This is a genomic window from Citrobacter sp. S46_ASV_140, from assembly GCF_018919545.1.
GTDB classification, from domain to species: domain Bacteria; phylum Pseudomonadota; class Gammaproteobacteria; order Enterobacterales; family Enterobacteriaceae; genus Citrobacter; species Citrobacter braakii.
In genome coordinates this window covers 18,516-36,555 of record NZ_JAHLRC010000042.1, presented here as the reverse complement: position 1 = coordinate 36,555, position 18,040 = coordinate 18,516, and the positions used below count along the sequence as shown (strand labels likewise).

19 protein-coding genes are annotated in these 18,040 nt (G+C 52.2%); 13 read left to right on the top strand and 6 right to left on the bottom strand.

The window, feature by feature from the left end; translation table 11 throughout:
* Window positions 1-160: 160 nt before the first annotated feature.
* From tehA to KQJ19_RS12705, 3 genes are all read left to right on the top strand, one after another.
* Window positions 161-1,162, top strand: a complete 1,002-nt coding sequence (tehA, locus tag KQJ19_RS12715) for a dicarboxylate transporter/tellurite-resistance protein TehA (RefSeq protein WP_200046729.1) — start codon at window positions 161-163, stop codon at window positions 1,160-1,162.
* On the top strand, window positions 1,162-1,758 hold the full coding sequence (gene tehB / locus KQJ19_RS12710) for a tellurite resistance methyltransferase TehB (RefSeq protein WP_200107753.1): 597 nt from the start codon (window positions 1,162-1,164) through the stop codon (window positions 1,756-1,758). The genes tehA and tehB overlap by 1 nt, the downstream gene beginning before the upstream one ends.
* Before the next feature lie 155 nt (window positions 1,759-1,913).
* A complete protein-coding gene (locus KQJ19_RS12705) occupies window positions 1,914-2,588 on the top strand; it encodes a DUF3313 domain-containing protein (protein ID WP_016153164.1) in 675 nt (224 codons plus the stop codon).
* A 34-nt stretch (window positions 2,589-2,622) separates the two neighbouring features.
* On the opposite strand, the gene KQJ19_RS12700 is transcribed toward KQJ19_RS12705, so the two are convergent.
* Complete coding sequence (locus KQJ19_RS12700) at window positions 2,623-3,531, bottom strand: DMT family transporter (RefSeq protein ID WP_216403723.1); 909 nt, start codon at window positions 3,529-3,531, stop codon at window positions 2,623-2,625.
* A 184-nt stretch (window positions 3,532-3,715) separates the two neighbouring features.
* Between KQJ19_RS12700 and KQJ19_RS12695 the strand changes: the two genes are divergently transcribed.
* Window positions 3,716-4,585 carry an AraC family transcriptional regulator gene (locus KQJ19_RS12695; protein WP_016156588.1) on the top strand — a complete coding sequence of 290 codons (870 nt, stop codon included), beginning with the start codon at window positions 3,716-3,718 and terminating at the stop codon, window positions 4,583-4,585.
* Here the strand turns inward: KQJ19_RS12695 and KQJ19_RS12690 are convergent.
* Window positions 4,568-5,734, bottom strand: a complete 1,167-nt coding sequence (locus tag KQJ19_RS12690) for a benzoate/H(+) symporter BenE family transporter (protein WP_216403722.1) — start codon at window positions 5,732-5,734, stop codon at window positions 4,568-4,570. The two genes, KQJ19_RS12695 and KQJ19_RS12690, sit on opposite strands and share 18 nt — an antisense overlap.
* 105 nt (window positions 5,735-5,839) lie before the next feature.
* On the opposite strand from KQJ19_RS12690, the gene KQJ19_RS12685 reads away from it, so the two are divergent.
* Both KQJ19_RS12685 and KQJ19_RS12680 read left to right on the top strand, forming a co-directional pair.
* Entirely contained in the window at window positions 5,840-6,376 is a 537-nt protein-coding gene (locus tag KQJ19_RS12685) for an XRE family transcriptional regulator (protein ID WP_141875207.1), read from the top strand.
* A 79-nt stretch (window positions 6,377-6,455) separates the two neighbouring features.
* Entirely contained in the window at window positions 6,456-8,417 is a 1,962-nt protein-coding gene (locus tag KQJ19_RS12680; protein ID WP_216403721.1) for a U32 family peptidase, read from the top strand.
* A 3-nt stretch (window positions 8,418-8,420) separates the two neighbouring features.
* On the opposite strand, the gene KQJ19_RS12675 is transcribed toward KQJ19_RS12680, so the two are convergent.
* The 4 genes from KQJ19_RS12675 to KQJ19_RS12660 form a co-directional block, all read right to left on the bottom strand.
* The gene (locus KQJ19_RS12675; protein ID WP_016153158.1) at window positions 8,421-8,651 is read right to left on the bottom strand and encodes a DUF2554 family protein; all 231 of its coding nucleotides are present in this window, start codon (window positions 8,649-8,651) and stop codon (window positions 8,421-8,423) included.
* A gap of 189 nt (window positions 8,652-8,840) precedes the next feature.
* Window positions 8,841-8,966, bottom strand: coding sequence for a DUF2474 domain-containing protein (locus tag KQJ19_RS12670; protein WP_003020230.1), 126 nt, complete (start codon window positions 8,964-8,966; stop codon window positions 8,841-8,843).
* A complete protein-coding gene (cydB, locus tag KQJ19_RS12665; RefSeq protein ID WP_016153157.1) occupies window positions 8,966-9,976 on the bottom strand; it encodes a cytochrome d ubiquinol oxidase subunit II in 1,011 nt (336 codons plus the stop codon). Before cydB ends, KQJ19_RS12670 begins: the two co-directional genes overlap by 1 nt.
* Window positions 9,976-11,379 carry a cytochrome ubiquinol oxidase subunit I gene (locus tag KQJ19_RS12660; RefSeq protein WP_047417372.1) on the bottom strand — a complete coding sequence of 468 codons (1,404 nt, stop codon included), beginning with the start codon at window positions 11,377-11,379 and terminating at the stop codon, window positions 9,976-9,978. The genes cydB and KQJ19_RS12660 overlap by 1 nt, the downstream gene beginning before the upstream one ends.
* 263 nt (window positions 11,380-11,642) lie before the next feature.
* Here KQJ19_RS12660 and KQJ19_RS12655 point away from each other — a divergent pair, with 263 nt between their 5' ends.
* The 7 genes from KQJ19_RS12655 (at window position 11,643) to KQJ19_RS12625 (ending at window position 18,030) form a co-directional block, all read left to right on the top strand.
* Window positions 11,643-11,831: a type II toxin-antitoxin system HicA family toxin gene (locus KQJ19_RS12655; RefSeq protein ID WP_049259794.1), complete on the top strand. Its 189-nt coding sequence runs from the start codon at window positions 11,643-11,645 to the stop codon at window positions 11,829-11,831.
* A gap of 31 nt (window positions 11,832-11,862) precedes the next feature.
* Window positions 11,863-12,279 (top strand): type II toxin-antitoxin system HicB family antitoxin, encoded by a 417-nt coding sequence (locus KQJ19_RS12650; RefSeq protein ID WP_131341011.1) that lies wholly within the window; start codon window positions 11,863-11,865, stop codon window positions 12,277-12,279.
* Between the two features lie 92 nt (window positions 12,280-12,371).
* Window positions 12,372-13,781 carry a PLP-dependent aminotransferase family protein gene (locus KQJ19_RS12645; protein WP_216403720.1) on the top strand — a complete coding sequence of 470 codons (1,410 nt, stop codon included), beginning with the start codon at window positions 12,372-12,374 and terminating at the stop codon, window positions 13,779-13,781.
* A gap of 329 nt (window positions 13,782-14,110) precedes the next feature.
* Window positions 14,111-15,256 carry a putative ABC transporter substrate-binding protein YdcS gene (gene ydcS / locus KQJ19_RS12640; RefSeq protein ID WP_016153154.1) on the top strand — a complete coding sequence of 382 codons (1,146 nt, stop codon included), beginning with the start codon at window positions 14,111-14,113 and terminating at the stop codon, window positions 15,254-15,256.
* 16 nt (window positions 15,257-15,272) lie between these two features.
* A complete protein-coding gene (locus tag KQJ19_RS12635; RefSeq protein WP_216403719.1) occupies window positions 15,273-16,289 on the top strand; it encodes an ABC transporter ATP-binding protein in 1,017 nt (338 codons plus the stop codon).
* A complete protein-coding gene (locus KQJ19_RS12630; protein WP_016153152.1) occupies window positions 16,290-17,234 on the top strand; it encodes an ABC transporter permease in 945 nt (314 codons plus the stop codon).
* Entirely contained in the window at window positions 17,224-18,030 is an 807-nt protein-coding gene (locus KQJ19_RS12625) for an ABC transporter permease (RefSeq protein WP_216403718.1), read from the top strand. The genes KQJ19_RS12630 and KQJ19_RS12625 overlap by 11 nt, the downstream gene beginning before the upstream one ends.
* The last annotated feature ends 10 nt before the right edge of the window (window positions 18,031-18,040 follow it).

Here is an 18,040-nt window from a genome sequence, read left to right as displayed (position 1 = left end):
TGGTAACTAAAGGATCGAGACTCATCGCTGAGACGATATTTGGTCATAGCTCATTTCCATGTTGCGCACCTTAGTTAAACGTAGCAAAGTTTTCCGCACTGGCTAAATCAGCGGAAATTCCATAAAATGCATTTCAAATATACTTTATAAAATAAACAAAATGAGTAAGAACAAACAGAGTGAGCGGGTCCTCAATCTTCCGGCCGGTTATTTTGGCATGGTACTGGGCATCATTGGGATGGGGTTTGCGTGGCGTTATGCCAGTCAGGTGTGGCCAGTGAGTCACTTGATTGGCGACGGTTTAGTGATCCTCGCAATGGTCATTTGGGGGCTGCTGACGCTGGCCTTTCTTAGCCGTTTACTGCGTTTTCCGCAGAGCGTATTGGCGGAAATTCGTCACCCGGTGATGAGCAGCTTTGTCAGTCTGTTTCCGGCCACAACGATGCTGGTCGCGATTGGTTTTGTCCCGTGGTATCGACCGCTGGCGATTGGGTTGTTCAGCATTGGCGTGGTGATACAGCTGGCCTACGCCGCCTGGCAAACGGCAGGGTTGTGGCGTGGATCGCATCCAGAGGAAGCCACCACTCCGGGTCTGTATCTGCCGACCGTCGCCAATAACTTTATCAGTGCAATGGCCTGTGGCGCACTGGGTTTCAACGACGCAGGATTGGTGTTTTTGGGCGCCGGGGTTTTTTCCTGGCTCAGCCTGGAGCCGGTGATTCTGCAACGTTTACGTAGCTGCGGTGAGTTGCCTGCGGTGTTACGTACTTCACTTGGCATTCAACTGGCGCCTGCGCTGGTCGCCTGCAGCGCCTGGCTTAGCGTTAACGGTGGCGAGGGCGATACGTTAGCCAAAATGCTGTTCGGCTATGGTCTGCTGCAACTGCTGTTCATGCTACGGCTCATGCCGTGGTATTTGTCACAGCCATTTAATGCATCTTTCTGGAGCTTCTCGTTTGGCGTGTCGGCTCTGGCGACAACAGGGCTGCATCTGGGCCACAGTAGCGAGTCAGGATTTTTTCATACGCTGTCGATCCCACTGTTTATTTTTACCAATTTTATCATTGCATTATTACTGGTACGTACGTTTGCATTGCTGATGCAGGGGAAACTGCTCATCCGCACGGAGCGTGCTGCATTACTGAAATCTGAGGATAAATAATGACCCTTTGCGACGAAAACTACTTTACTGAGAAATACGATTTAACTCGTACGCATTCCGATGTTGTTGAAGCGGCAAAAATTGTTAAGCCAGGTAAAACGTTAGACCTGGGCTGCGGTAACGGTCGTAACAGCCTGTACCTTGCGGCAAACGGTTATGACGTGACAGCATTAGATAAAAATCCCATGAGCATCGCTAACCTTGAGCGTATCAAAGCGGCGGAAGGGCTGACCAATCTGCACGCGAACGTCGCGGATCTCAACGCATTACGCTTTGACGGCGAATATGATTTTATTCTTTCTACCGTTGTGCTGATGTTCCTTGAAGCCAAAACTATCCCTGGCCTTATTGAAAATATGCAGCGTTGCACTAAACCGGGCGGATATAACTTAATCGTCGCGGCGATGGATACCGATGATTTTCCGTGTACCGTGGGTTTCCCGTTCGCGTTTAAAACCGGAGAATTGCGCAATTATTACAGCGGATGGGAGCTGCTGAAATATAACGAAGACGTGGGTGAACTTCATCGTACGGATGAAAACGGTAATCGAATTAAACTGCGCTTTGCCACAATGCTGGCACGCAAAACTGCCTGAACCTCCCGCCTGGGTTAACTCTTTCTGCGCTCAGCATTTTTTGTGCCGGGCGCAGAGAGAAAATTGTGCGGTGTTTACCATTTTTAGTACATCCAAAATGAAACGGTTTTGCTATGCTTTTTAAGCATCATTGCGAAAACTAAAGGGATCGTTTCATGCGTACTCAAACTTTATTTAAAGTTGCAGTGCTTACTGGCTTGTTGGCATTATCCGGCTGTGCGTCAAAAGTGACCGCGCCGGATAAATATTCTGGGTTTTTAAAAAATTACTCTGATTTGAAGGAAACACAATCAGCATCGGGACAAACCGTACTCCGTTGGGTTGATCCGAGCTACAACGAATCCAAATATGACAACATTGTATATAACCCGGTAACGTATTATCCGGTTCCTAAACCTACCACGCAGGTAGGGCAGCAGGTTCTTGATCAACTGCTGACCTACACCAATACCCAGTTGAAATCCGCCATCAGCAAGCGTAAGCCCCTGGTTACTACCCCTGGGCCACGTAGCCTGATTTTCCGCGGAGCGATTACCGGTGTTGCAACGAGCAAAGAAGGACTGCAGTTCTATGAAGTGATCCCGGTTGCGCTACTCGTTGCGGGAACACAAATGGCAACGGGTCACCGTACCATGGATACCAACCTCTATTTCGAGGGTGAGTTGATTGATGCGGCGACCAATAAACCGGTAGTTAAAGTTGTACGTAAGGGTGAAGGTAAAGATCTGAGCAACGAAAATACGCCGATGACATTCGAAACGTTGAAGAAAGTTGTTGATGACATGGCGACGGATGCCACCATGTTTGACGTGAACAAAAAACCACAATAATAATCAACGCACCATCTCAGGATGGTGCGTTTTTTTATGCCACCCGGCGTCGATAGAATAGTTTACCCATCAGCACTTCTGGTCGGGCAAACATCACCATATTCCCCAGTAAAATCAATACTAATCCGGCAATAGAGTTAACTTGCCAGACGTATCCTTCATACAATGTTGACAGCGTTAGCGCAACCAGCGGGAAAAGCAGGGTGCTGTATGCCGCCCTACTGGGACCAATGCGACCTACCAGTGTGAAATAAGCGCCGAAAGCAATCACTGAGCCAAAAATAGCCAGATATAACAGCGCGCTGAGATAGCTGAATGTCCATTGTGGCGTAAAATTGTCCCCGCGCATCAGCGCAATGGCAGCGATCAACAGCGTGCCGTACAGCATGGCCCAACTGTTGGTCGTTAACACTTCCAGCCCTTTTTTCTGGTGACGCATGCTGATCATATTACCCAATGAGAAACCGAAGGTTCCAAGGGCGCTTAAGCCGATACCCAGCAGCAAGGAATGATTGAATCCGCTGTTGAGCAAATCCTGCCAGAACAGAGTCACAATGCCCGTCAGTCCGAGACCAGCTGCGATATAGAAACGCAGCGGTGGTCTTTGCCCAAAAAAGATGAAGCTATTGACCGCATTGAACAGGACGGCCATTGAGAAAATCACCGACTCCAGGCCGGTATTAATCCAGGCTGCAGCCGTATAAAAACACCAGAAGTTGAAGCAAAAAACGCATCCACCCTGTAACAGACAAAACAGATGATCGCGACCAGACAGTTTGCGTAATTTACCGCTAACCAGCAGGATCACTATCATCAGCGAACTGGCAACGGCGAAGCGCCAAAAGATAGAAACCGGCGCAGAAACCGGGCCCTGCTGCAAATAAATCGCAATCCATGTCGTTCCCCAAATTACCACCACCAGGCAGTACAACAGTGCGTTCATACAACTCTCTCTTTTTTGGATTCAGGTTCACACTGTGTCATGTCTGGCGGCAGGAGGCTTTCATCGGTTTGCGGCGGACTTGCAAAATCTTGCGCTTTTTTAGCGTAAAAGCGAAAAGGAAGCTGTTAACAATATGTGGCTGTTATAGACTGAAAGCCTGCTAACTTATTTTGAATGTGATGGTATGCCTCAGCCCTACGATGCCTTTGAAAACTTACGCAAACATAATGCCGTGCTGCATGAATCGGTTGCGTTACATTCAGGGATCCAACTGGCGGCCTGGTCAAACAAACGCGATACCATCACCCAGTATTGCGATCACCATACGCTCAGTTTATATATCGCGGATGGCTACGAGAGTTATCACAAAACGGCGGGGGGCTGGAAGAATGGCGGCGGACCGGACCGTTTTTGCCTGATGCCGAAAGAGAGCGAGTCAAGTTGGGATATCCGCGACGATCTTTCCTTTGTTCATCTCTATTGTACCGACGCACATCTGCGCGAAGTGGGGGAAAAAGTCTGGGATAAAAGCCCCTATAGCTTCACGCTGGACGAGCACACGTTTGGCAGTGACCCGGGGATCACGGCGGTTTACCGTCAGTTTCTGCTTGATAACGACTGGCAGCAACCGGCCAATCATCTCACGCTCAGCGCGGCATCTTCGCTACTGTTAACGCATCTGATCCAGCATTACAGCAACGTTCAATGGCGACTGCCCACCGTCACCGGGGGACTCGCGCCCGTCACCCTGCGTAACGTGCTGGCCTATATTGACGCGCATCTGGCGTATCCAATCACCCTGAACGACCTGGCTAGCGAGGCGGCGCTCAGCGAATTCCATTTTGCCAGAATGTTCCGCCAGTCGATGAATATGGCACCGCATCAGTATGTGATGCAACGTCGTATGGCGCTGGCGCAGCATCTGGTCTGTTACACTTCACGCAGTTTGTCAGATATTGCGATGACCTGCGGATTCAGTTCGGCAAGCCATTTTAGTAACCGGTTTAAACAGGTAACCGGTAAAACGCCAACGCAGCTACGTGCGGCGAAATAACGTCAACACGGCGTAGCAGATACCGCCGACGACCAGCCCCCAGAATGCAGATCCAACCCCCAATAACGTCAGGCCGCTGGCCGTGACCAAAAACGTAACGATGGCTGCGTCGCGTTCCGCTTCATTATGCAACGCCTGATACAAACTACCGCTAATTGTCCCGAGCAAGGCCAGACCGGCCAGCATCTGGATCCAGCTTACGGGCAGTGCCGCCATTAGTCCTGTGACTGAACCGCCAAACACCCCAGCCAGAAGATAGAAGACGCCAGCCGCGGCGGCGGCGAGCCAGCGTCGTTTGGCATCAGGATGCGCTTCGGGACTTTGGCAAATTGCGGCGGTTATGGCGGCAATGCAGATGGAGTAGACGCCAAACGGCGAAAACATCAGCGCCAGCAGGCCGGTAAAGATAATGAGCGGTGAAACGGGTAATGAATAGCCCGACGCATTCATAGTGGCAATACCTGGGGCATTTTGCGAAGCCATGGTAACCAGAAACAGCGGTAGCGCAATGCTGATACTGTGGGCAAATGAAAAGTGTGGGGCAATAAACGCAGGCATGACCGGCGATAAATTCACTCCGCTTGTGACAATGTCACCTTTTATTAGCGCGATAGCGATACCCGCCAGCATCGCGGCGATCGTCGCGTACCGTGGGGCTGTGACTTTAAATACCAGCCATGCCACCAGCATACTACCGCACAAAATAAGCTCACTGTTGAGGCTATTAAAGGCCTGCAGACCAAAGCGCAGCAGGATCCCGGCCAGCATGGCTGATGCCAGTGAGTGGGGGATTATTTTCATCAGACGGGCAAACAATCCGGTTATGCCGCACAGCACGATCAACGAATTAGCCACGATAAAAACGCCGATAGCATCCTGAATCGATACCCCGTGCAGACCCGTAACCAGCAGCGCGGCGCCAGGTGTTGACCAGGCCGTGAGCACAGGAGCGCGATACCATAACGTCAGCGCCAGCGTACTGACGCCCATTGCAATCCCCAGCGCGGTCATCCAGCCCGCGATTTGATCGGTGGTCGCACCTGCGGCCAGGGCCGCTTGCCAGATAATGGCAGCCGAGCTGGCGTAACCGACCAGGACAGCCACAAAACCCGATAATACGGTGGGTAGTGGGATGGAGAATGCGCGCATAGTCACTCCGTGTGCGTTATAACGGTCAATCAATGTAGCACTGTGCGTTATAGCGTACAAGTGCTAAGCTGTAGCCTTGAGAAAGGAGAGTCAGGAAGGCGAAAAATGGAAAACTTAACCTACTATCTGGCCACAACGCTCCGCACGCTACGTCACCAGCGGGAATGGAGCCTGTCACGTTTGGCGGAGGAAACCGGCGTGTCAAAAGCCATGTTGGGGCAGATTGAGCGCAATGAATCCAGCCCAACGGTGGCGACATTGTGGAAAATTGCCACCGGACTGAACGTGCCATTCTCGACGTTTATTTCACCGCCAGAGTCAGACGGCGCGCCAACATTCGATCCCCAGCAGCAGGCGATGGTCGTCACGCCACTGTTTCCGTGGGACCCACAGCTGTGCTTCGATCATTTTTCGATACAGCTGGCACCTGGCGCACTCAGTGAATCGACTCCGCATGAAACCGGCGTTATAGAGCACGTGGTGGTGATAAATGGGCTGCTGGATATGTGTATTGAGGGGCAGTGGCGCACCATGAAATCCGGCGAGGGGGTGCGTTTTGCGGGAGACAGGGCGCATAGCTACCGTAACAGTAGCGAACAAACGGTTCACTTTCATTCCCTGATCCATTACCCGCGCGGTTAATCGGGAAAACTATTCCGAAAAGCCGCGCTTGTGACTACAATAGCCGCCATTTTTACCACTTGTGGATGGTAACAACTGTATGCGCCAGCAGCCTCATCACCTTGAATTGTTAAGCCCGGCCCGGGATACCGCCATTGCACGTGAAGCCATTTTGCACGGCGCTGACGCCGTTTACATTGGCGGACCGGGTTTTGGCGCGCGTCATAACGCCAGTAACAGCCTGAAAGATATCGCCGAACTGGTGCCGTTTGCGCATCGTTACGGGGCGAAAATCTTTGTGACGCTAAATACAATCTTGCATGATGATGAGCTGGAGCCCGCACAGCGATTAATTACCGATCTGTATCAGACCGGCGTTGACGCCCTGATTGTGCAGGATATGGGGATTCTGGAGCTGGATATTCCTCCCATTGAGCTGCACGCCAGCACCCAATGTGATATTCGCAGCGTCGAGAAGGCGAAGTTTCTTTCTGACGTCGGATTCACCCAAATTGTCCTCGCGCGTGAACTGAGCCTTGAGCAAATAAACGCCATTCATCAGTCTACGGATGCGACTATTGAATTTTTCATTCACGGTGCGCTGTGCGTCGCCTATTCAGGCCAGTGTTATATTTCACATGCGCAAACCGGACGTAGCGCTAACCGCGGTGACTGTTCTCAGGCTTGTCGCCTGCCGTATACCCTGAAAGACGATCAGGGGCGCGTGGTGTCCTATGAAAAACATCTGCTGTCGATGAAAGATAACGATCAGACCGCCAACCTCGGTGCGTTGATTGACGCAGGCGTGCGATCCTTCAAAATTGAAGGGCGCTATAAAGACATGAGCTATGTGAAGAATATTACCGCGCATTATCGTCAGATGCTGGACGCCATAATTGAAGAGCGCGGCGATCTTGCCCGTTCTTCAGCCGGGCGTACCGAACATTTCTTTACTCCATCCACGGAAAAGACCTTCCATCGCGGCAGCACCGATTATTTTGTGAATGCCCGTAAGGGGGATATCGGCGCATTCGACTCACCAAAGTTCATCGGTCTGCCGGTTGGCGAAGTCCTGAAGGTGGCAAAAGATCATCTCGATGTTGAGGTAACAGAACCGCTGGCCAACGGGGATGGCCTGAACGTGTTAATCAAGCGTGAGGTCGTCGGATTTCGCGCCAACACCGTTGAAAAAACGGGGCACAATCGTTATCGGGTGTGGCCGAATGAAATGCCCGCCGACCTGCACAAAGTGCGCGCCAACCATCCGCTGAACCGCAATCTCGATCATAACTGGCAGCAAGCGTTGACCAAAACCTCCAGCGAACGCCGCGTCGCGGTTGATATTGAGCTGGGCGGCTGGCAGGAACAGTTGATCCTGACGCTCACCAGTGAGGAGGGGGTGAGTATCACCCATACGCTGGACGGCCAGTTTGAGGAAGCGAACAATGCAGAAAAAGCGTTGAGCAACCTACAGGATGGCCTGGCAAAACTGGGACAAACGCTGTATTACGCCCGTAATATTCAGGTGAATCTGCCGGGAGCATTGTTCGTGCCTAACGGTCAACTGAATCAGCTGCGACGTGAAGCGGTCGACATGCTGGATGCCGCTCGTTTGCAAAACTATCAGCGCGGTCGCCGTAAACCGGTTGCCCAGCCGGCGCCGGTTTACCCGCAAACGCATCTGAGCTTTCTGGCTAACGTCTACAACCATAAAGCGCGAGAGTTTTATCACCGTTATGGCGTGCAGTTGATTGATGCCGCCTATGAGGCGCATGAAGAAAAGGGCGATGTGCCGGTGATGATCACCAAACATTGCCTGCGTTTTGCATTTAACCTGTGTCCGAAACAGGCGAAAGGAAATATCAAAAGCTGGAAAGCCACGCCGATGCAGTTGGTTAACGGCGATGAGGTCCTGACGCTGAAATTTGATTGCCGACCGTGCGAAATGCACGTGATCGGCAAGATGAAACATCACATTCTGAAGATGCCGTTGCCGGGCAGCGTGGTGGCTTCCGTCAGCCCTGAAGAACTGCTGAAAACGTTGCCAAAGCGTAAAAGCTAACGGTTAGCTCTGATGTGTATCGGGTTTGCGTGATTTTTGCCAGTAATGGTGTTCGCGAAGATCGGCGGCGGATTCTTCCGCCGTCATTCGTAGTTCATCGCTGTCGGCTGTGTGTCGTAATAAGTGATCGGCATCCTGCACCTGAAGATATTCATGTCCCTGATTAGTAGCGAGAAGCTGACCGGAAAAAAGCGCGCTGGCCAGCAATAACACCGTTAACCCTTTCTTAAACATCATGCACCCTCTGGTACGTTAGCTGCGGAATTGACGATAATTTCGCCAGGTGACTATTCAATATTTTAATCGGGTTAATGACAATCTCTGTTTTGTCATTTCGATGTTTTTTACATTTTTGTTTAGATAACGTTGGGATTTGTCACAACCGGGCAGTGCAGCGCTGCCCGGTTGTTATCAGGGAGAGAATCAGGATTTAAACCCGGCGGCCGTCATCAGGAGACGAAAGAACATACCAACGGCGGCCAGGGCCAGCACGCTGCCGCCCCAGAGGATCACCAGCCACATCAGGCGTTTCCAGATTGTTTGTTGCATCAATGATACCCCTCACCATGTTGAACTTTGCCGCGGAAAACGTAGTAGCTCCAGAAGGTGTACACCAGGATTATCGGGATAATCAGCAGCGCGCCAACCAACATAAAGCCCTGACTCTGCGCCGGAGCTGCCGCCTGCCACAGCGTAATGGACGGTGGAATGATGTGGGGCCAGATACTGATCCCCAGCCCGCTGAACCCGAGAAAAATCAGCCCCAGCGTCAATACAAAAGGCAGCGTATGGCTGTTTTGCTGACCCAGCGAGCGCCACAGCCAGAGGCTAATCAGCGCAACCAGGAGCGGAACCGGCATCAGGAACCACAGATTGGGCAGGCTAAACCAACGCTCGGCAATGGCGCTGTGCGCCAGCGGCGTCCACAGGCTGATAATGGCAATAACAACCAGCATCGCCAGCAGCAGTTTTCTTGCCACGCAGCGCATTTTATCCTGCAACGGATTTTCGCTTTTCATCACCAGCCATGTTGCCCCCAACAGGGCGTAGGCTACAACCAGGCCCACGCCGCAGAACAGGGTAAAGGGGGTCAGCCAGTCGAAAGGACCGCCGCTGTAGCTGCGTCCGGTGACGGAAAATCCATTGAGTACGGCACCGACCACAATACCCTGAGTGAATGTCGCGAGGATTGAACCGCCGAGAAAAGCTTTATCCCAGAATGGTCGATGCGCCGGCGTGGCTTTGAAGCGAAACTCAAACGCGACGCCGCGAAATATCAGGCCGATGAGCATCAGGGTCAACGGGATCGTCAGCGCATCGACAATCACCGCATAGGCCAGGGGAAAAGCGCCGAATAATCCGGCGCCACCCAACACCAGCCAGGTTTCATTACCGTCCCATACCGGGGCGACGCTGTTGACCATCACATCGCGGTCATCCGCATCCGAAATCGCAGGGAATAAAATACCGATCCCGAGATCAAAACCGTCCATCACGATATACATCAGCGTGGCGAACACGATAATTACAAACCAGATAACTGATAAATCGATACCCATTAGCGGTGTGCCTCCGGTTGAGAATCGAGAACGACAGCAGAAAGCGGCCGCGCCGGCGTGCCTGTTGGTGGAATGGTCGGCTCATCTTCCTGTGGTCCTTTGCGGATCAGGCGGATCATGTAGCTGTAACCCACGCCAAACACCGAGCTATACACCACAAAGAAAGACAGTAGGCTGATGCTCATATGTAAATCACCATGTGCGGAAACCGCATCCGCCGTACGTTGCAAACCGTAAACCACCCACGGCTGACGGCCAACTTCGGTGGTCACCCAGCCAGCAAGGATGGCAATCAGACCGGAGGGGCCCATCCACAATGCAAAACGCAGGAAAGGACGTGAGGTGTATAGCCGCTGCTTATAACGCAGCCACAGGGCAAACGCGCCCAGCAGGATCATCAGCATGCCTAACCCTGCCATAATGCGAAACGACCAGAACACGATGGTGGAATTGGGCCTGTCTTCCTTCGGAAATTCTTTTAACGCCGGGACCTGTTTATCCAGACTATGAGTCAGGATCAGGCTGCCCAGCGCCGGGATTTCCAGCCCATAGCGGGTGCGCTCCTGCTCCATATCCGGCCAGCCGAACAACAGCAGCGGGGTCGGTTCACCGGGCGGATTTTCCCAGTGTCCTTCAATCGCCGCAATTTTTGCAGGCTGGTGCTTCAGCGTATTCAACCCGTGCATATCGCCAATTAAGGCCTGCAGCGGAGCGACGATTAACGTCATCCACAGCGCCATTGAAAACATAGCGCGAATTGCTGGCGTGCTATTACCGCGCAATAAATGCCATGCGGCTGATGCCGCGACAAACAGCGCGCTGCTCAGGAAGGCGGCAACGGACATATGCAGCAAACGATAAGGGAATGACGGATTGAAAATCACGGCGAACCAGTCGACGGGAACGACTTGCCCGTTAACAATTTCATAGCCCTGTGGCGTTTGCATCCAGCTGTTGGAGGCGAGGATCCAGAAGGTAGAAATAATAGTACCCAGCGCAACCATACAGGTCGCGAAGAAGTGAAGTCCTGGGCCAACCCGGTTCCAGCCAAACAGCATTACCCCAAGGAAGCCTGCTTCGAGGAAGAAGGCGGTTAATACTTCATAGGTCAGCAGCGGCCCGGTGATGCTACCGGCGAACTCGGAAAAACCACTCCAGTTCGTGCCGAACTGATAAGCCATCACCAGCCCGGAAACCACGCCCATACCAAAGTTTACGGCGAATATTTTCGACCAGAAATGGTATAGCGAGCGCCAGGTCGGATTTTTCGTTTTTAACCATAACCCTTCGAGCACCGCCAGATAACTGGCGAGGCCAATGGTAATCGCCGGAAAGATGATGTGAAAGGATACCGTAAACGCGAACTGGATCCTCGCCAGGTGAAACGCGTCAAGACCGAACATGCTTAGCTCCGCAGGCAAAATTGATTTAGCGCAATTCTAAGGCTGCGAAGCAATGGAAGGCAGAAACAGAACAGTTCTTTTTAACCATAACAGTTGTCGTGCTGTTATAGGTTGGCCTGGCTGATATGAAATCTGGAACCTGGATTCCTGTTATTGAATCGCGTCCTCCCCACGCGAGTGATTTTACGCTATCACTAGCGAGGTAATGAAAAGGTAATCATAAATGTTTACTTTGTGCGTATAATAGACGACAGGGAGGCGCAGTGAAGCAAAGTGAGTTCAGACGCTGGCTTGAATCTCAGGGAGTGGCTGTTACAAACGGCTCAAATCATCTGAAGTTGAGGTATCAGGGAAGGCGTAGCGTTATGCCCAGGCATCCTGGTGATGAAATAAAAGAAGCCTTGCGAAAATCGATCCTGAAGCAGCTTGGCTTACAGTCATCATCAATATGAGGTTAATTATATGAGAGATTTTGAAAAAATCATGCGTTATCCCGTTAATCTAATCCCCGCCGTGGAAGGTGGATTCGTGGTTTCTTTCCCGGATATTCCTGAAGCATTAACTCAGGGCGAAACCCGTCATGGGGCTTTGCAGGCTGCGCAGTCTGCATTGGTGACCGCTTTTGAATTCTATTTCGACGATAACGAACCGATTCCTTTACCTTCGGCGGTTGGCGCTGAAGGTGACTATGTGGAAATCCCCCTGAGCATTGCGTCGAAGGTTCTTTTGTTAAATGCCTTTCTTGAATCAAAAATCACCCAGCAGGAGCTGGCAAACAGAATCGGCAGGCCTAAGCAGGAAATTACCCGTTTGTTCGATTTAAAGCACGCGACAAAAATTGATGCTGTGCAAATAGCTGCACGCGCCTTAGGCAAGGAGCTGTCAGTAACAATGTTGTAAAACTGTTAACTATAACAGTTATAAAAAATGCCCTGATTATGTAAACTGATATATACAGTGCGTGTCACCGACACCGATCATCAGGACGAAAAATGAAAAAATACCAGCGACTGGCTGAGCAAATTCGCGATCAAATCGCGTCTGGCGTATGGCAGCCCGGCGATCGCTTGCCATCCTTGCGCGAGCAGGTGGTCAGCAGCGGCATGAGTTTTATGACCGTCGGACATGCATATCAGTTGCTGGAAAGTCAGGGCCGGATTATCGCCCGACCGCAGTCGGGTTACTATGTTGCCGCGCGCCCTGAACGTGAGCTGGCAGCGCCGCAGACGCAGGTGATGCGCGATGAAGCGGTGGATATCAACACCTATATTTTTGATATGCTGCAGGCCAGCCGGGATGCGTCAGTGATGCCATTTGCCTCTGCATTCCCTGACCCGCGTCTGTTTCCCCTCCAGCAGTTGAACCGCTCGCTGGCGCAGGTCAGTAAAACCGCGACCGCCATGAGCGTGATAGAAAACCTGCCGCCGGGAAATGATGAGCTGCGCCATGCCATTGCCCGCCGCTATGCTCAACAGGGGATGACCATTTCACCTGATGAGATTGTCATCACTACCGGTGCGCTGGATGCCCTCAACCTGAGCCTGCAGGCGGTTACCGAACCGGGTGACTGGGTGATTGTCGAAAATCCCTGTTTCTATGGGGCGTTGCAGGCCCTGGAGCGATTACGGCTGAAGGCGCTTTCGATTGCCACCGACGTGAAAGAGGGGATCGATCTTACCGCGCTGGAGCAAGCGTTGCAGGAGTATCCGGTAAAAGCCTGCTGGCTGATGACCAACAGCCAAAATCCGCTGGGTTTTACGCTCAGCCCAGAGAAAAAGGCGCACCTGGTCGCATTGCTGGAAAAATATCATGTAATGCTGATAGAAGATGATGTCTACAGCGAGCTGTACTTTGGTCGCGAAAAACCACTGCCTGCCAAAGCCTGGGATCGCGCCGACAGCGTTTTGCATTGTTCATCCTTCTCGAAGTGCCTGGTGCCCGGATTTCGCGTGGGCTGGGTGGCGGCCGGGAAGCATGCTCGACGTATTCAGCGACTCCAGCTCATGAGCACGTTATCCACCAGTTCCCCCATGCAGCTTGCGCTCGTGGATTATCTGTCAACCCGTCGCTATGACGCGCATCTGCGCCGCTTACGCCGTCAACTGGCGGAACGCAAACAGCAGGCCTGGCAAACGTTGCTGCGCCATCTTCCGGCGGAAGTCAAAATTCACCATAACGACAGCGGCTATTTTCTGTGGCTGGAACTGCCTGAACCGCTTGATGCAGGCGTGCTCAGCACCCAGGCACTGGCGCACCATATCAGCATTGCACCGGGAAAAATGTTTTCGACCTCGGGGAGCTGGACTCGTTTCTTTCGCTTTAATACCGCATGGCACTGGGGAGAGCGTGAGGAACAGGCTGTGGAACAGCTGGGAAAATTAATTCGCGAGATGATGAAATAAAACGTAACGCGCTATTCAATATAAAAGAATAGCGCGTTCTTATTTTCGAAATAGAGAATACCTAACCCCGATGTTATTTATATCGGGTGCTACCATACAAAAAATCAATAGTTCTTACTATTGCCACCGTTGCACCTAACTCCTTGTCTATACTCCAGAAGATTAAAGCTCCCGATCAGCGTCAGTAGCGTAATGAGCGTTAGCTCACAACCTGATTAAATTTCCTTGCGCCAGCAGGAACGCTTACAACACCCCGACTATTTTTAGGAAAGGACATATATTTACGGCAAGGCTGCCGCTCAATATTTTTTAGACAGGAGTAAGACGTTATGAGCAAGCAGTTTGCCCTCAGTAGCCTGTGCGCACTCAGTATGACGCTGATGACTGCACAGGCAGCCGAACCCCCGACATCCTTAGATAAACCGGAAGGCCGTCTGGATATTATTGCCTGGCCGGGCTACATCGAACGTGGACAGACCGATAAACAATATGATTGGGTCTCGCAGTTTGAGAAAGAGACCGGCTGCGCGGTCAATGTTAAAACAGCGGCCACTTCTGATGAAATGGTCAGCCTGATGGCAAAAGGCGGCTACGACCTGGTTACCGCTTCCGGTGATGCCTCATTGCGTCTGATTATGGGAAAACGCGTTCAGCCGATTAATACCGCGCTGATCCCTAACTGGAAAAGCATCGATCCGCGCGTGGTAAAAGGCGAGTGGTTTAACGTTGGCGGAAAAGTTTACGGCACACCGTACCAGTGGGGACCAAACCTGCTGATGTACAACACCAAAATTTTCCCAACGCCGCCGGATAGCTGGAACGTGGTATTTGTTGAGCAAAAACTTGGGGACGGAAAAAGCAATAAAGGGCGCGTTCAAGCCTACGATGGCCCGATCTATATTGCCGATGCTGCATTATTCGTTAAGGCGACTCAGCCGCAACTGGGCATTACCGATCCCTATCAGCTCACCGAACAACAGTATCAGGCGGTGATCAAAGTCCTGAGCGATCAACACGCGCTGATCCATCGCTATTGGCACGATACCACCGTGCAAATGAGCGACTTCAAAAACGAAGGTGTGGTGGCGTCCAGCGCCTGGCCTTATCAGGCGAACGCCCTGAAAGGAGAAGGCCAGCCTATTGCCACGGTCTTCCCAAAAGAAGGGGTTACCGGATGGGCTGATACCACCATGCTGCACAGCGAAGCCAAACACCCGGTGTGCGCTTACAAATGGATGAACTGGTCATTAACCCCGAAAGTTCAGGGCGACGTCGCAGCCTGGTTTGGTTCTCTGCCAGTCGTGCCTGAAGGTTGTAAAGCCAGCCCGCTGCTGGGTGAAAAGGGCTGTGAAACCAACGGCTATAGCTACTTTGACAAAATTGCCTTCTGGAAAACGCCGATCGCAGAAGGTGGCAAATTCGTTCCTTACAGTCGCTGGACGCAGGATTACATCGCCATTATGGGCGGTCGTTAATTCCGCTGGGGGTTTTATGACGTACGCAGTGGAGTTTCATAACGTCTCGCGTCTGTACGGGGATGTTCGTGCAGTCGATGGGGTGAGTATTGCGATTAACGACGGTGAGTTTTTCTCTATGCTGGGGCCATCCGGCTCCGGCAAGACCACTTGTCTGCGCCTTATTGCAGGGTTTGAGCAACTGTCAGGCGGCGCAATCACCATTTTTGGTAAGCAGGCCAGCGAATTGCCGCCCTGGGAACGGGACGTCAATACGGTATTTCAGGATTATGCGCTATTCCCGCATATGTCGATTCTCGACAATGTCGCCTACGGGCTGATGGTCAAAGGTATTGATAAAAAACAGCGTCACGCTAAAGCACGTGAAGCTCTGGATAAGGTTGCGCTCGGTTTTGTTTATGAACGCAAACCATCGCAACTTTCCGGTGGTCAGCGGCAACGCGTGGCGATTGCCCGCGCGCTGGTCAATGAACCGCGCGTCCTGCTGTTGGATGAGCCGCTCGGGGCATTGGATCTTAAGCTGCGTGAGCAGATGCAGCTGGAACTGAAAAAGTTACAACAATCCCTGGGTATCACCTTCATTTTTGTCACCCACGATCAGGGTGAAGCCCTGTCGATGTCAGATCGTGTGGCGGTGTTTAATAATGGCCGCATCGAACAGGTGGATTCTCCGCGTGAACTGTACATGCGTCCGCGCACACCGTTTGTGGCAAGTTTCGTCGGGACATCAAATGTTTTTGATGAAACGATGTCAGCGAACGTTTGCGGGCTACAGGGTATGTTTTCCCTGCGTCCGGAACACATTCGCTTGAATGATACCAGTGGCGAAGTCCAGGCCCGGGGGGTTATCCAGGCGGTGCAGTACCAGGGGGCCGCGACACGTTTTGAGCTGAAACTTGTCGGCGGTGAAAAATTGCTGGTTAGCCAGGCGAACCTGACGGGAGAAATGCTGCCGACAACGCTGTCGCCGGGTGAACAGGTGATGGCATCGTGGTCACGCGACGTGATGGTACCGCTGGTTGAGGAGAGGTGAATGGCTATGAATGTCTTACATTCGCCTCCACAGTCGACAAGTCTGAACCGGATCTCAGGGTTCTTCTGGCGTAATCCGGGTCTGGGGCTGTTTTTGCTGCTCCTCGGACCGCTGATGTGGTTTGGGATCGTCTACTTCGGCTCATTACTGACGCTGTTGTGGCAAGGTTTTTATACCTTCGATGATTTCACCATGTCGGTCACGCCCGATCTGACGTTGGCGAATTTGCAGGCGCTGTTTAATCCCGCCAACTACGACATCATTTTGCGTACCCTGACGATGGCGGTGGCGGTCACCATTGCCAGCGCGATTCTGGCGTTTCCGATGGCGTGGTATATGGCGCGATATACCAGTGGCAAAATGAAAGCCTTTTTTTACATTGCTGTGATGTTGCCGATGTGGGCCAGCTACATTGTTAAAGCCTACGCATGGACGTTACTGTTGGCTAAAGACGGGGTGGCGCAGTGGTTTTTAACCCATCTGGGGCTGGAGCCGCTGCTGCTTTCGTTCCTGACGCTACCTGCGGTAGGCGGCAATACGTTGTCGACTTCAGGGTTAGGGCGTTTTCTGGTGTTCGTCTACATCTGGCTGCCGTTTATGATCCTGCCGGTACAGGCCGCGCTGGAGAGACTTCCGCCTTCGCTCTTACAGGCCTCCGCTGATTTGGGCGCACGTCCGCATCAGACTTTCCGCTATGTGGTCCTGCCACTGGCGATACCGGGTATCGCGGCAGGGTCGATCTTTACCTTCTCTCTGACGTTGGGCGATTTTATCGTGCCGCAACTGGTGGGACCGCCAGGCTATTTCATCGGCAATATGGTGTATTCGCAACAAGGGGCGATCGGCAACATGCCGATGGCGGCGGCATTTACTCTGGTGCCGATTGTGTTAATCGCACTGTATCTGGCGTTCGTGAAGCGTCTGGGAGCTTTCGATGCACTCTGAACGCGCGCCCTGGTTACTCAAAATGGCGGCATGGGGCGGGGTTATTTTCCTGCACTTTCCCATCCTCATCATCGCCACCTATGCTTTTAATACTGAGGAGGCTGCTTTTAGTTTTCCACCGCAGGGGTTAACGCTGAAGTGGTTTAGCGTTGCGGCGCAACGTAGCGATATTCTGGAATCTGTGACGTTGTCACTTAAAATCGCTGCATTGTCGACGGCCATTGCTCTCGTTCTGGGGACGCTGGCCGCTGCCGCACTGTGGCGCAGGGACTTTTTTGGTAAAAGCGCAATATCGCTGTTGCTGCTGTTGCCGATCGCGCTGCCGGGGATTATTACCGGTCTGGCGCTACTGACGGCGTTTAAAACTATCAACCTGGAACCCGGTTTTATCACCATCGTGGTCGGCCATGCAACGTTTTGCGTGGTGGTGGTATTTAACAACGTCGTGGCGCGTTTTCGCCGTACCTCATGGAGTCTGGTTGAAGCGTCTATGGATCTTGGCGCCAACGGCTGGCAAACCTTTCGTTATGTCGTGCTGCCAAATCTGGCGTCGGCACTGCTGGCGGGAGGGATGCTGGCGTTTGCTTTGTCGTTTGATGAAATCATTGTGACAACGTTCACCGCCGGACATGAAAGAACACTTCCTTTGTGGCTGCTCAATCAACTGGGTCGACCACGAGATGTGCCTGTCACCAACGTTGTGGCATTGCTGGTAATGCTGGTGACAACACTGCCAATTTTAGGGGCCTGGTGGCTAACGCGTGAAGGCGACACTCTCGCCGGAAACGGTAAATAAACGACGATAT

Coding starts and splice junctions, on each gene's coding strand:
- tehA (WP_200046729.1), top strand. CDS start 161: ATGAGTAAGAACAAACAGAGTGAGCGGGTCCTCAATCTTCCGGCCGGT.
- tehB (WP_200107753.1), top strand. CDS start 1,162: ATGACCCTTTGCGACGAAAACTACTTTACTGAGAAATACGATTTAACT.
- KQJ19_RS12705 (WP_016153164.1), top strand. CDS start 1,914: ATGCGTACTCAAACTTTATTTAAAGTTGCAGTGCTTACTGGCTTGTTG.
- KQJ19_RS12700 (WP_216403723.1), bottom strand. CDS start 3,531: ATGAACGCACTGTTGTACTGCCTGGTGGTGGTAATTTGGGGAACGACA.
- KQJ19_RS12695 (WP_016156588.1), top strand. CDS start 3,716: ATGCCTCAGCCCTACGATGCCTTTGAAAACTTACGCAAACATAATGCC.
- KQJ19_RS12690 (WP_216403722.1), bottom strand. CDS start 5,734: ATGCGCGCATTCTCCATCCCACTACCCACCGTATTATCGGGTTTTGTG.
- KQJ19_RS12685 (WP_141875207.1), top strand. CDS start 5,840: ATGGAAAACTTAACCTACTATCTGGCCACAACGCTCCGCACGCTACGT.
- KQJ19_RS12680 (WP_216403721.1), top strand. CDS start 6,456: ATGCGCCAGCAGCCTCATCACCTTGAATTGTTAAGCCCGGCCCGGGAT.
- KQJ19_RS12675 (WP_016153158.1), bottom strand. CDS start 8,651: ATGTTTAAGAAAGGGTTAACGGTGTTATTGCTGGCCAGCGCGCTTTTT.
- KQJ19_RS12670 (WP_003020230.1), bottom strand. CDS start 8,966: ATGCAACAAACAATCTGGAAACGCCTGATGTGGCTGGTGATCCTCTGG.
- cydB (WP_016153157.1), bottom strand. CDS start 9,976: ATGGGTATCGATTTATCAGTTATCTGGTTTGTAATTATCGTGTTCGCC.
- KQJ19_RS12660 (WP_047417372.1), bottom strand. CDS start 11,379: ATGTTCGGTCTTGACGCGTTTCACCTGGCGAGGATCCAGTTCGCGTTT.
- KQJ19_RS12650 (WP_131341011.1), top strand. CDS start 11,863: ATGCGTTATCCCGTTAATCTAATCCCCGCCGTGGAAGGTGGATTCGTG.
- KQJ19_RS12645 (WP_216403720.1), top strand. CDS start 12,372: ATGAAAAAATACCAGCGACTGGCTGAGCAAATTCGCGATCAAATCGCG.
- ydcS (WP_016153154.1), top strand. CDS start 14,111: ATGAGCAAGCAGTTTGCCCTCAGTAGCCTGTGCGCACTCAGTATGACG.
- KQJ19_RS12635 (WP_216403719.1), top strand. CDS start 15,273: ATGACGTACGCAGTGGAGTTTCATAACGTCTCGCGTCTGTACGGGGAT.
- KQJ19_RS12630 (WP_016153152.1), top strand. CDS start 16,290: ATGGCTATGAATGTCTTACATTCGCCTCCACAGTCGACAAGTCTGAAC.
- KQJ19_RS12625 (WP_216403718.1), top strand. CDS start 17,224: ATGCACTCTGAACGCGCGCCCTGGTTACTCAAAATGGCGGCATGGGGC.